Source organism: Streptomyces nigra (genome assembly GCF_003074055.1).
Taxonomy (GTDB): Bacteria; Actinomycetota; Actinomycetes; order Streptomycetales; family Streptomycetaceae; genus Streptomyces; species Streptomyces nigra.
Map to the genome: position 1 here is coordinate 2,073,858 of NZ_CP029043.1, position 12,488 is coordinate 2,086,345.

The 12,488-nt window shown below is 73.4% G+C and carries 12 protein-coding genes; 8 read left to right on the forward strand and 4 right to left on the reverse strand.

Annotation, left to right across the window (positions count from 1 at the left end; genetic code table 11):
* Positions 1-40 precede the first annotated feature (40 nt).
* The 4 genes from DC008_RS09590 (at position 41) to DC008_RS09605 (ending at position 3,845) form a co-directional block, all read left to right on the forward strand.
* Positions 41-670, forward strand: coding sequence for a TetR/AcrR family transcriptional regulator (locus tag DC008_RS09590; RefSeq protein ID WP_108706600.1), 630 nt, complete (start codon positions 41-43; stop codon positions 668-670).
* A gap of 188 nt (positions 671-858) precedes the next feature.
* Positions 859-1,911 carry an endonuclease/exonuclease/phosphatase family protein gene (locus tag DC008_RS09595; protein ID WP_108706601.1) on the forward strand — a complete coding sequence of 351 codons (1,053 nt, stop codon included), beginning with the start codon at positions 859-861 and terminating at the stop codon, positions 1,909-1,911.
* A gap of 87 nt (positions 1,912-1,998) precedes the next feature.
* Positions 1,999-3,024 (forward strand): ATP-binding cassette domain-containing protein, encoded by a 1,026-nt coding sequence (locus DC008_RS09600; RefSeq protein ID WP_108706602.1) that lies wholly within the window; start codon positions 1,999-2,001, stop codon positions 3,022-3,024.
* Positions 3,021-3,845 carry an ABC transporter permease gene (locus DC008_RS09605; RefSeq protein ID WP_108706603.1) on the forward strand — a complete coding sequence of 275 codons (825 nt, stop codon included), beginning with the start codon at positions 3,021-3,023 and terminating at the stop codon, positions 3,843-3,845. Before DC008_RS09600 ends, DC008_RS09605 begins: the two co-directional genes overlap by 4 nt.
* A 20-nt stretch (positions 3,846-3,865) precedes the next feature.
* Here DC008_RS09605 and DC008_RS09610 read toward each other — a convergent pair whose 3' ends face one another.
* Complete coding sequence (locus DC008_RS09610) at positions 3,866-7,156, reverse strand: AfsR/SARP family transcriptional regulator (RefSeq protein ID WP_108706604.1); 3,291 nt, start codon at positions 7,154-7,156, stop codon at positions 3,866-3,868.
* A gap of 175 nt (positions 7,157-7,331) precedes the next feature.
* On the opposite strand from DC008_RS09610, the gene DC008_RS09615 reads away from it, so the two are divergent.
* Positions 7,332-8,132, forward strand: a complete 801-nt coding sequence (locus tag DC008_RS09615; protein WP_108706605.1) for a site-2 protease family protein — start codon at positions 7,332-7,334, stop codon at positions 8,130-8,132.
* Here DC008_RS09615 and DC008_RS09620 read toward each other — a convergent pair.
* Positions 8,122-8,307 (reverse strand): hypothetical protein, encoded by a 186-nt coding sequence (locus DC008_RS09620; protein ID WP_055620660.1) that lies wholly within the window; start codon positions 8,305-8,307, stop codon positions 8,122-8,124. The two genes, DC008_RS09615 and DC008_RS09620, sit on opposite strands and share 11 nt — an antisense overlap.
* 52 nt (positions 8,308-8,359) lie before the next feature.
* Positions 8,360-9,085, reverse strand: coding sequence for an NADPH-dependent F420 reductase (gene npdG, locus DC008_RS09625; protein ID WP_108706606.1), 726 nt, complete (start codon positions 9,083-9,085; stop codon positions 8,360-8,362).
* A 146-nt stretch (positions 9,086-9,231) separates the two neighbouring features.
* Here npdG and DC008_RS09630 point away from each other — a divergent pair, with 146 nt between their 5' ends.
* Together DC008_RS09630 and DC008_RS09635 are read left to right on the forward strand one after the other, a co-directional pair.
* Positions 9,232-9,858: a hypothetical protein gene (locus tag DC008_RS09630; RefSeq protein ID WP_108706607.1), complete on the forward strand. Its 627-nt coding sequence runs from the start codon at positions 9,232-9,234 to the stop codon at positions 9,856-9,858.
* Positions 9,859-9,955: 97 nt separating this feature from the next.
* The gene (locus DC008_RS09635) at positions 9,956-11,287 is read left to right on the forward strand and encodes an MFS transporter (RefSeq protein ID WP_164492279.1); all 1,332 of its coding nucleotides are present in this window, start codon (positions 9,956-9,958) and stop codon (positions 11,285-11,287) included.
* Between the two features lie 26 nt (positions 11,288-11,313).
* On the opposite strand, the gene DC008_RS09640 is transcribed toward DC008_RS09635, so the two are convergent.
* Positions 11,314-11,544, reverse strand: a complete 231-nt coding sequence (locus DC008_RS09640; RefSeq protein ID WP_055620663.1) for a hypothetical protein — start codon at positions 11,542-11,544, stop codon at positions 11,314-11,316.
* A 58-nt stretch (positions 11,545-11,602) separates the two neighbouring features.
* Between DC008_RS09640 and map the strand changes: the two genes are divergently transcribed.
* Complete coding sequence (gene map, locus DC008_RS09645) at positions 11,603-12,460, forward strand: type I methionyl aminopeptidase (RefSeq protein WP_108706608.1); 858 nt, start codon at positions 11,603-11,605, stop codon at positions 12,458-12,460.
* Positions 12,461-12,488: the final 28 nt, after the last annotated feature.

A 12,488-nucleotide genomic window follows, 5' to 3' on the forward strand; every position in this document is an offset into this window, starting at 1 on the left:
GGGGGAGAATCGGCACAGCCCACGGAAAGGAGCGAACCCAGTGAGCCTCGCCGACCATCGTCCCCGGCAGGACGGTCCCACCCGGGGCCGGCCCCGCAGCGAGGCTGTGGAGCGGGCCATCACCGAGGGCGTGCTGAAGCTCCTTGAGGACGGCGTGCCGCTCGCGGAGCTGTCCATCGAGCGCATCGCTCGCACCGCGGGCGTGGGCAAGGCCGCCATCTACCGGCGCTGGAGCGGCAAGGAGGAGCTGTTCGTGGACATCGTGCGGGCCGCCGAGCCGCCGGACCCCGAGCTGCCCGGCACCTCGGTGCGCGACGACGTGGTGGCCCTGCTCGAACAGACCAGGCAGCGCGGCCTGATGACCCGGTCGTCGGTGCTGCTGCACAACGTCATCGCCCAGATGAAGAGCAGCCCGAAGATCTGGGACGCCTACCACGCGAACGTCATCGAGCCGCGGCGCCGCAAGCAGTACGCGATCCTGCGGCGCGGCCAGGAGACCGGCGAACTGCGCACCGACATCGACATCGACGTGATGAACGACATGGTGTTCGGGCCGATGCTGGTGCGGGCCGTGATGCGCCCGGACGCCGACCTCCCGGAGGGCCTCGCGGAGCAGATCGCCGACGTCGCGCTCACCGGTCTACGGCCCGTCAGCACCTCAACGACGTAGAGCCATGTGCGCGTTTCGTCACAGAGGGCGCATTCCTCCCGGCGAAGCGGAACTGCCGGGGCCGCCCTCCACGTCCTCGCCCCCGTACGGCCGTCACGGGACGGCGGGATCGGAGCCGATCATCCCCTAGGGTTTTCTCTGGGCGCGGGGGGACGACGGTGTTGCACGGCAGGTAGTGAGGCGACGGTATGGCGCAACAGGCGTACGTGACGGAGACGGACAACGGCGGCCCGGGGTCCGAGCGCCGCAGGCCCGGGCTTCGACGCCTGACGCAGCGCCTGACCGCGAGCTGGTGGCGCGACCCGGGTGTCTGGCGGCGCGGTCTGGTGCCGGCCGTGCTCGCGGTCGCGCTCGGCCTGGTGATGCTGCTGCACGCGCAGATCCCCAACGCCATCGGGAACCTCGGCAGTCTCACCGAGACGTTCCTGCCCTGGCTCGGGGTGTTCGTCCCTCTGCTGCTCGTGCTCGGGGTGGTGCGCCGGTCCGCGACCGCGCTGATCGCCGTGCTGGTCCCGGCGATCATCTGGGTCAGCCTCTTCGGCGGGCAGCTCACCGACAAGACCGGCACCGGCGGTGATCTGACGGTCGCCACGCACAACGTCAACGCCGACAACCCCGACCCGTCGGGCACGGCCCGGGACGTCGCCGCGTCCGGCGCGGACGTGGTGGCCCTGGAGGAGCTGACGGCCTCGGCGGTCCCGACGTACGAGAAGGCGCTCGCGGGGACGTACCGGTACCACTCGGTGCAGGGCACGGTCGGGCTGTGGAGCAAGTACCCGCTGTCCGGGGTGCGGCCGGTCGACATCCGGCTGGGCTGGACCCGTGCCATGCGCGGCGTGGTGGACACGCCCTCGGGCGAGGTCGCCGTCTACGTCGCCCATCTGCCGTCGGTGCGCGTGAAGATGGAGGCCGGGTTCACCGCCCGGCAGCGCGACAAGAGCGCCGACGCGCTGGGTGAGGCCATCGCCGACGAGCGGATCGGCAAGGTCGTCCTGCTCGGCGATCTGAACGGCACGATGAACGACCGCGCGCTCAACGCCGTCACCGCCCAGATGCGCTCCACGCAGGGCGCGTCCGGCACCGGGATGGGCTTCAGCTGGCCGGCGCGGTTCCCGATGGCCCGGATCGACCAGATCATGGTGAAGGGTGTGGAGCCGTCGAGCTCGTGGACGCTGCCGGAGACCGGGAGCGACCATCTGCCGGTGGCGGCGCGCGTCGAGGTCGACCCGACCACCTCCTGACCTGGTCCGGGGCCGCCGACAGCGCGCCGCCCGGGGTGTCGGCGGACTGTCGGCGGTTTGTCGGCGGCGTCTGTCACCGTCTGTGCCATGACGCGAATCGACAACACCTCGGGCGGCGCGAGCGGCGCCGTCTCCGTACGGGGGATGGTCAAGCACTACGGCGAGACCAAGGCCCTGGACGGTGTGGACCTGGAGGTCCGGGAGGGCACCGTGATGGGCGTGCTGGGGCCGAACGGCGCCGGCAAGACGACCCTCGTGCGCATCCTCTCCACCCTGCTCGCCCCGGACGCCGGGCAGGCCACCGTCGCCGGCTACGACGTCGTACGGCAGCCCCGGCAGCTGCGCCGGGTCATCGGTCTGACCGGGCAGTACGCCTCGGTGGACGAGAAGCTCCCCGGCTGGGAGAACCTGTACATGATCGGGCGGCTGCTGGACCTGCCGCGCAAGGAGGCCCGCGCCCGCGCCGACGCGCTGCTGGAGCGCTTCTCCCTGACCGAGGCGGCCAAGCGGCCCGCCTCCACCTACTCGGGGGGTATGCGCCGCCGGCTCGACCTGGCCGCCTCCATGATCGGACGGCCGGCCGTGCTGTTCCTCGACGAGCCGACGACCGGCCTCGACCCGCGCACCCGCAACGAGGTGTGGGACGAGGTCAAGGCGATGGTCGGGGACGGTGTGACCGTCCTGCTGACCACCCAGTACATGGAGGAGGCCGAGCAGCTCGCCTCGGAGCTGACGGTCGTGGACCGCGGCAAGGTCATCGCGGGCGGCGCCATCGACGCGCTGAAGGCGAAGGTCGGGGGCCGCACCCTGCGGATCCGCCCGGCCGACCCGCTCGAACTGCGGCCGCTCGCCGGGTATCTGGACGACCTCGGCATCACCGGGCTCGCGGCCGGCACCGTCGATCCCGAGACGGGCACCCTGCTGGTCCCCGTGCTCAGCGACGAGCAGCTGACCGCGCTCGTCGGCGCGGTCACCGCGCGCGGGGTCACGCTCGCCTCCATCACCACCGAACTGCCCAGCCTGGACGAGGTGTTCCTCTCGCTCACCGGCCACCGTGCCAGTGCGCCGCAGGACACCGTGCCCGCCGACGACCGCGAGGAGGTCGCCGTATGAGCGCCGCCACCCTGACCGACGCCGCCCCCGCCAAGGACGACGCGCGGATCCCGCTGCGCGGGCATCTGCGGCACACGGGCGCGCTGGTGCGCCGCAATCTGCTGTGGATCCGGCAGGACCCCGAGTCCATGGCCGACGCGCTGCTGATGCCGGTCATCTTCACCCTGCTGTTCGTGTTCGTCTTCGGCGGCTCGATCGGGCAGGCTCTGGGCGGCGGGCAGGACCAGTACGTCCAGTACGTGATCCCCGGCATGATCGCGATGATGAGCATGACGCTGTCGCAGGGCGTCGGCACCGGGTTCAGCCAGGACTTCAACTCCGGTGTGATGGACCGTTTCCGGTCGCTGCCGATCGGGCGCGGCTCGGTGCTGTTCGCGAAGATCTCCGTGGAGCTGCTGCGGATGCTGTTCGCGACGGCGGTGCTGATGGTCGTCTCGGTGCTGGTCGGGTTCGAGATCAACCACTGGCCGGGGCTGTTCGCGGCGGTCGCGCTGTCGACGGTGTTCGCCTCGTCCATCATGTGGGTGTTCCTCACCCTGGGCGTGGTGATGAAGAGCGCGCAGTCCGTGCAGGCGATGGGCTTCCTGGTGCTGTTCCCGCTGCAGTTCGGCTCGTCGATCTTCGCGCCGACGACGTCGATGCCGGGCTGGCTGCAGGCGTTCACCGACTACAACCCGCTGTCCACGCTCGCCGACGCGGCGCGCGGGCTGATGGTGGGCGGGCCGGTCGCGCACGACCTGTGGGTGACGCTCGGCTGGTCGGCGCTCATCACGGCGGTGATGGCGCCGGTCGCGATCCACAAGTTCCGCACCAAGACCTGACGCGGCCCGCGTCGGACGCGTCATACGAGGGCGGCGGCCTCCTGCGGGGAGAGGCCGCCGCCCTCGGCGTACGCCGCCTCGAACGCGGTGTCACCGAGCGCGGCCCGCGCGGCCGTCACCGCCCGCTGGCGCACCTCGCGCTCCTGGCAGCTCGGGACGTGCCGGTCCGGCTGGAGCGCGTCGGCGGCGGCGAGGCAGCGGGCGGCGTCCGCGGCCCGGCGGCCGCCGTCGGCGCGGGCGAGGGCGAACGCGGCGGTGGTCAGGTAGGCGGCCCGCATCTGGGGCGCGATGGCCTGGGCGAGGGGGTCCTCGGCGCGTTCCAGCGCCTTCCTGATCGTCGCCAGGGCCACCTCGCTCCGCTCCTCGAGGGCGTCCAGCCAGGCCTCGGAACCGAGGATGAACGCGTCGAAGACGATGAAGTGGGCGATCTTGAACTCCTCACGCAGCGTCCGCAGCTGCTCCCGGGCCTCGGGGATCCGGCCGGTCATGCTCAGCAGGCCGGCCAGGATCAGCCGGGCGAACGGCATGGCGTGCTCGCTCACCCCGCTCCCCTGCTCGATGACCCCGCGCAGCAGGCTCTCCCCCCGCTCGCCCTGCCCCGCCTCGATCAGGGCGCTGCCGAGCCGGGCCTTGAGCACGCCCACCTGGGCGTGGGCGCCCAGCCGCTCGGCGTGGTCGATGCCCGCCTCGTAGTCGGCCGCGGCCCGCAGGTAGGCGCCCCGGCGCTCATGGGCCTCGGCGCGCGCCGAGTACGCCTCGGCGGTCCCCCACAGGTCGCCGAGGCCCTCGAAGATCTCCAGCGCCTCGTCGGCGTCGGCGATGGCGTCGCCCGCCCAGTCGGCGCGGCCGGCCAGCAGGTTGGCCCGCATCTGGAGGTTGGCGGCGAGGTCCCACCGGTAGCCGGGCTGGGCGCGGCAGGTGCGGATCGCGGCGTCGACGACGGTCCGCAGCCGGTCCATGTCGCCGGTGAGCATGACGGCGAAGAACCACAGGCTGCCCGGCGAGTGGCAGACCTGCGGGAGGCCCGGCTCGTAGGAACCGGCGATGGTCCTCAGCTTGGCCTGCGCCTCGGGGGTCTGCCAGGCGTCCAGCTCGGTGTCCATGCAGGCGAGGTGGATCAGATGCAGCCCGCGCCGGGCCTCCTCGCGGACCTGGTCGGTCCAGGGCGGCGGGGTGTCGGTGCAGCGCTCCCACAGGGGTTCGGCGCGGCGGACCGGTTCGGCGAACGGGTCGGGCCCGAGGTCCTGCACCTCGCGCGACCAGTTGCGGGCGACGATCCGCAGGTCGCGCATCTGCCAGTACCAGGCCATGGAGAGCACCAGGCACAGCGCCTCCTGCTCGTCCCGGGCGGCGACCGCGTGGTGCAGGGCGGCCCGGATGTTCTCGCTCTCGCGCTCCAGCCGGCGGATGGCGGCGAGCTGGCCGCGGCCGCGCAGCGCCGGCTCGGTGGTGCGGGCGAGTTCCCGGTAGTACGTCAGGTGCGCGCGTTCGGCGTCGGCCCGCCGGCCGGTCTCGTCGAGCCGTTCGGCGGCGTACTCGGCGACGGTCTCCAGGAGCCGGTAGCGCATCTCGCCGTCGTCACCGGCGGCGGCCACCACGAGGGACTTGTCGACGAGTGAGCCCAGCGCCTCCAGGGCACCGGGGCCGCACACCGCCTCGGCGGCGGCCAGGTCGCAGCCGCCCGCGAACACCGACAGCCGCCCCAGCACCTCGCGTTCGCCGTCGTCCAGCAGCTCCCAGGACCAGTCGACGACGGCCCGCAGGGTCTGCTGGCGGGGCAGCACGGTGCGGCTGCCGGAGGTGAGCAGCCGGAAACGGTCGTCGAGCCGGTCGGCGATCTGCCGGGGGGTGAGCACGCGCAGCCGGGCGGCGGCGAGTTCGATCGCGAGGGGCAGGCCGTCCAGACGGCGGCAGATCTCGGCGCAGGCCGCGGCGGTCTCCTCGTCGGCCTCGGGTCGGAAGCCGGGCCGGGCGGCGGCGCCCCGGTCGGCGAGCAGGCGCAGCGCGAAGGGCTCGGGGAGCGGTTCGACGGGGCGCAGCACCTCGCCCGGCACGCCGAGGGGTTCCCGGCTGGTGGCGAGCACGGTGAGGCCGGGGCAGCGCTCCAGCAGCCGCTCGACGAGACGGGCGGCGGCGTCGACGACGTGCTCGCAGTTGTCGAGGATCAGCAGCATCCGGCGTTTGGCGCAGTACTCGGAGAGCCGGTCGACGGGGTCGTCGTGCCGTTCGGTGCCGGCCCGCATGGCCTCGGCGCCGGCGCCGTACAGGACGGTCTCGCGGGCGCCGAGCGCGGTGAGGACGGCCTCGGGGACGGCCTGCGGGTCGTCGACCGGGGCGAGTTCGGCCAGCCACACCCCGTCCGGGACGCCGTCGCGCACGCTCTCGGCGGCCTCCTGGGAGAGCCGGGTCTTGCCGGCGCCGCCGGGGCCGAGCAGGGTGACGAGCCGGGCGGCGGCCAGGTCGCCGCGGATGGCCGCGATGTCGGGTTCGCGGCCGACGAAGGAGGTGAGCCGGGCGCGGAGGTTGCCGGCGGGGGCGGCCGGCGGGGCCGGGGGCGGCGCGGCGGGAGTGCCGGCCTCCGGCTGCGGGCGCAGCAACTCGGCGTGCAGGGCGCGCAGTTCCGGCCCGGGGTCCGAGCCGAGGCGGTCCGACAGCAGCCGTCGTACGTCGTCGTAGGCGGCCAGGGCCTCGGCGGGGCGGCCGGCGTCGCGCAGGGCACGCAGCCGCAGGGCCTGGAGGGGCTCGTCCAGGGGGTGCGCGTCGCACAGGGCGGTCAGCTCGGGCAGGGCCTGCTCGGCGCGGCCGAGGGCGAGGGCCGCGGTGTGCCGGGCGCGCAGCGCGTCGAGGTGCCGGGTGCCGATCCGGGCCGCCTCGGCGGTGCGGTCGGGCAGGTCGGCGAGGGCGGGGCCCCGCCAGAGGGCGAGAGCGTCGTCGAGGACGCCGGCCGCCTTGGCGGGGTCGCCGTCGGCGAGGGCGCGGGTGCCCTCGCCGGTGAGCCGTTCGAACCGGTGCAGGTCGACGTCGTCGGGCGCGGCGGCCAGCCGGTAGCCGCCGTCCTCGGACCGTACGGCGTCGGCGCCCAGGGCCCGCCGCAGCCGGCCCACGAGCGCCTGGAGCGCCCCGGTGGCGTCGGCGGGCGGTTCGGCTCCCCACACCTCGTCGGCCAGCAGCCCCACGGGCACGGTCCGGCCGGCGCGCAGCGCGAGCACGGTGAGCAGGGCCCGCAGCCGGGCCCCGCCGAGCGGGACGGCCCGGCCGTCGGGGCGAAGTGCCTGGGTGGTGCCGAGGATGCGATAGCGCACGGGGTCCATTGTCTCTGGTGGGCTGGGGCCGGTCACGGGGCCGTCGGACGAGGCGTGGCGGCGCCCCGGGGTGCGGGGGCCGGGGTCCAGCCTCCCTGGAACCAGCGCCCCACCGCGAGACGTTTTCCGGGTGGGGCCGGTACGGTCGGGCAGGCCCGCACGTCCGAGACATACAGGGAGCCCCATGACCACCGCCCTCAGCCGTCACAGCGAACGGCGGATCAGCCCCGTGTTCCTCGGGATCGTCGCCGTGACCGCGGTGACGGGGTGGGCCACCTGGACCGGGTTCGCGGAGAAGCCGGGTCTCGCGGTGTTCCTGTTCGTGACGGCCGCCTGGATCGTGTCGCTGTGCCTGCACGAGTACGCGCACGCGCGCACGGCGCTGCACAGCGGTGACATCTCCGTCGGCGCGAAGGGCTACCTCACGCTGAACCCGATGAAGTACACGCACGCCCTGCTGAGCATCGTCCTGCCGGTCGTCTTCGTGATCATGGGCGGTATCGGTCTGCCCGGCGGCGCGGTGTTCATCGAGCGCGGGCGGATCAGGGGCCGCTGGCGGCACAGCCTGATCTCGGCGGCCGGACCGCTGACGAACGTGCTGTTCGCCGTCGTGTGCGCGGCCCCGTTCTGGCTGGGCGCGCTGGACGGCGTCCCCGCCGACTTCCGGTTCGCGCTGGCGTTCCTGGCGCTGCTCCAGGTGACGGCGGCGATCCTGAACTTCCTGCCGGTGCCGGGCCTGGACGGCTACGGGGTGATCGAGCCCTGGCTGTCGCACAACGTCCGGCGCCAGGTGGAGCCGTTCGCACCGTTCGGCCTGCTGTTCGTCTTCGCGCTGCTGTGGGTGCCCGAGGTCAACGGCGTGTTCTTCGACATGATCGACGCCGTGCTGCGCGGCCTGGGCATCGGCGAGATCGACACCTACTGCGGCTACGACCTGTTCCGCTTCTGGCGGGACGGGAACGAGCTGTGCCAGGTCATCCGGTGACGGAGTCCCGCCGGGCGTCCCGGGCGCGCTTCACGTAGTACCAGGTCATGTTCGAAGACAGCCCCGCCAGCAGGATCCACACGATTCCGAGCCAGCTGCCCTGGGCGAAGGCGACGGCCGCCGCGGCCACGGAGAGGACGCAGACGGCGAGGGTGTAGTAGGCGAGGCGGGGCATGGGGTCGGCTCCTGGTCGGGGGACACTGCTGTGCCCAGTGTCCCCCATCGCCTCATACGTCCGTGACACGGAGTCCCGCGTGCGCCTTGTAGCGGCGGTTCACCGAGATCAGGTTCGCGACGAGCGACTCCACCTGGTGGGCGTTGCGCAGCCGTCCCGCGAAGACGCCGCGCATCCCGGGGATACGGCCGGCCAGCGCCTGGACGATCTCCACGTCGGCCCGCTCCTCGCCGAGGACCATCACGTCGGTGTCGATGCGGTCGATCTCCGGGTCCTGCAGCAGGACGGCCGACAGATGGTGGAAGGCCGCGGTGACCCGGGAGTCCGGCAGCAGGGCGGCGGCCTGCTCGGCGGCACTGCCCTCCTCGGGCTTGAGGGCGTAGGCGCCCTTCTTGTCGAAGCCGAGCGGATTGACGCAGTCGACGACGAGCTTGCCGGTCAGCTCCTCGCGCAGGGACTCCAGGGTCTTGCCATGGCCGTCCCACGGCACGGCGACGATCACGATGTCGCTGCGGCGCGCGGTCTCGGCGTTGTCGGCGCCCTCGACGCCGTGTCCGAGCTCCTCGGCGGCGGCCTGGGCGCGCTCGGCGGCCCGCGAGCCGATGATCACCTTCTGGCCGGCCTGGGCGAGCCGGTACGCGAGGCCCTTGCCCTGCGGTCCGGTGCCGCCGAGCACACCGACGACGAGCCCGGAGACGTCGGGGAGGTCCCAGGGGTCCTTGGCCGGCGCCTTCGCGGGGGTTCCGGCGGACTGCTGTGCGCTGTCGCTAGAGGTCATGGGCCGACTTTACGTCCGTGGTGCCCGCGGCGGAGGGCGAGGGCGTTGCGGCGGGGTCGGGCAGGTGTGCGGGCGGAGGCCCGGGTCGGGCGAATTCGGGGTGAACGGCGGGTCGCGCGAGGCGCACTGGGGCAGGATGCGGGCCCATGGATGCCGTACGGGTCGCCCTGCTGCGTGAAGTACTCGCCGGGACCGAGTGGTTGGGGGCCACGCGGAGGTTCGCCGGGACGCTGCGGACGTCGGCGGTGGCGCACGGCGGCGGGCTGCTGCTGGTCGGCACCCGGGAGTACGAGCCGTGGCATCTGGCGGCGCACCTGGTGGACGAGGCCGCGTGGTCGGGGACGCCCGAGCTGGCGCCGACGCTGGTGCGGCACGACGCCCGTGCCTCGGACCCGGCGCATCTGGCGGTGGGGCTCGGCCGGCTGGCGGCGGCGCGGCGCGGGGAGACGCTGCTGGTGGTGGCGCCCGGTTCGGACGGGCCGGAGTCGGGGCCCGGACCTGGGGCGCCGCTGCTTGAGCGGGTGTACGACGCGCGGCGGGCGGGTGCGACGGTGCTGGTGCTCGGCACCGGCGAGGGCGAGCTGACCGAGATCTCCCACGAGCGGCTGATCGTGCCGCGGGGCGCGGAGCTGGACCTGGACACCGTGCAGCATCTGGTGAGCGCGGCGGCCGGGGAGAATCCGCTGCCGTCCCGCCGGGGGCGCCGCCGGCTGCGGGACCGGCTGTCGCGGCTCGCGGACGCCCTGACGGCACCGCCGCCCCCGCGCTGGTGAAAACCGTCTGCCCTGGGACGCTGGTGAAGACCGTTCGCCCGGGGCGCCGGTGAAAACCGTTTGCCCGGGCCACCGCCGCGCCCGACCATGACCCCTCGTGACCGACGACTCCCCCGCCGGCGCGGCGCCCGTGTCGCGGCTGCGCGCCCTGCTCCCCGATCTCACGCCCTGGCGGGCGTCCGCCGACTTCCGCAAGGTGTGGCTGGCGGGGCTGGTCTCCACCTTCGGCAGCTTTCTGACGTTCGTGGCGCTGCCCGTGCAGATCAAGGAGCTGACGGGGTCGGCCGCGGCGGTCGGCGCGATCGGCGCGGTGGAGCTGGTGCCGCTGATCGTGTGCGGGCTGTACGGCGGCGCGCTCGCCGACGCCCTCGACAAGCGCGGGCTGATCGTGTGGACGGAGGCCGGTCAGGCCGTGCTGAGCGCGGCGCTGCTGCTGAACGCGCTGCTGCCGCGGCCCGCCGTGTGGCCGCTGTATGTCGTGGCCGCCCTGTCGTCGGCGCTGGTGTCGGTGCAGCGCCCGGCGCTGGACGCCCTGCTGCCCCGGATCGTCGCCCACGACCAGCTGCCGGCCGCCGCGTCCCTGAACGCGCTGCGCTGGCAGGTCGGCGGGGTGGCCGGTCCCGCGCTGGCCGGTGTGGTCGTCGCGTACGCGGGGCTCGGCTGGGCGTACGCGGCGGACCTGGTGACGTTCGTGGTCTCGGTGCTGTTCGTGATCGGCCTGGCGTCCTCGCCGCCCTCGCACGAGGCGGCGAAGCCGTCCCTGCGGGCGATCGCCGAGGGCGCCCGGTACGCGTGGAGCCGCAAGGAGCTGCTGGGCACGTACGTCATCGACATCGCGGCGATGCTCTTCGCGCTGCCGCTGGCCGTCCTGCCCTTCCTCGCCGACGAGTTGGGCGCCCCCTGGGCGCTGGGTCTGATGTACGCCGCCGTCCCGGCCGGCGCGATGCTGGTGAGTCTGACGAGCGGCTGGACCGCGCGGGTGCACCGGCACGGGCGGGCCGTGGTGCTGGCGGCGGCTCTGTGGGGCGCGGCGATCACGGCGGCCGGGCTGTCCCACGACGTGTGGCTGGTGCTGCTGTTCCTGACGCTGGGCGGCGCGGCGGACATGGTCAGCGGACTGTTCCGCGGGGTGATGTGGAACCAGACGATCCCCGACGAGCTGCGGGGCCGGCTCGCCGGGATCGAGCTTCTGTCGTACTCGGTGGGACCGCAGCTCGGCCAGACCTACATGGGTGGCGTCGCCGCGTGGAAGGGCGTGCGGACGTCGGTGTGGTCGGGCGGGCTGCTGTGCGTGGGCGCGGTGGGGCTGCTGGCGCTGTGCCTGCCGAAGCTGATGACGTACGACGCGCGGACGAACGAGCACGCGGTACGGCAGCGCGAGCGGCGGGCCGAAGCGGCGGCGGCCCCACCGGTGCCGGCGGAGGGTTGACCCCACCGGTGCCGGCGGAGCGTCGATCAGCCGCCGTCCGTCTGCCCCGACCGCGAGTCGTGCCAGCGGGGGTCGTTCTCCCACTCCAGGTTGCGCTCGCGCGCGAGGTCCATGGCGTGCTGGGCCTCCTCGCGCGAGGTGTAGGGCCCGAACCGGTCCTTGGCCGGGCAGTCCGGCCCCTCCTCGACCCGCTTGTGGACCAGGCAGTAGTACCACTCGCCGGGCTTGCCGACCGTGCGCTTCTTGAACAAGGCCATGACCAGCTCCTCTCGCCACCGACATGTTCCCCCATGCCCGCTGGTTAGACTCGCTGGCATGTCTGGCCAGTCGCTGCTCGTTCCCGGGGAGCTCTCCCCCACCCGTTCCGTACCCGGCGCCATCCGCCGCCCCGAGTACGTCGGCAAGCCCGCGCCCACCCCGTACACGGGGCCGGAGGTGCAGACGCCGGAGACCATCGAGGCGATGCGCGTCGCCGGGCGGATCGCGGCCCGCGCGATGGCCGAGGCGGCGAAGCTGATCGCGCCCGGCGTGACGACGGACGAGCTGGACAAGGTGGCGCACGAGTACATGTGCGACCACGGCGCCTACCCGTCGACGCTCGGCTACCGCGGTTTCCCGAAGTCCCTGTGCACGTCCGTCAACGAGGTCATCTGCCACGGCATCCCGGACTCGACGGTGCTGCGGGACGGCGACATCGTCAACCTCGACGTGACGGCGTACATCGGCGGTGTGCACGGCGACAACAACGCCACGTACCTGGTCGGTGACGTGGACGAGGAGAGCCGGCTGCTGGTGGAGCGCACCCGCGAGTCGCTGAACCGCGCGATCAAAGCGGTCAAGCCGGGCCGCCAGATCAACGTCATCGGCCGAGTGATCGAGTCCTACGCCAAGCGCTTCGGCTACGGCGTGGTGCGGGACTTCACGGGCCACGGCATCAACTCGTCGTTCCACTCGGGCCTGATCATCCCGCACTACGACAGCCCGCACGCGACGACGGTCATCCAGCCGGGGATGACGTTCACGATCGAGCCGATGCTGACGCTGGGCACCCATGAGTACGACATGTGGGACGACGGCTGGACCGTCGTCACGAAGGACCGCAAGCGCACCGCGCAGTTCGAGCACACGCTGGTCGTGACGGAGACGGGCACGGAGATCCTGACCCTGCCCTGACCTGCTGCCCGACCATCTGAGAACCCGT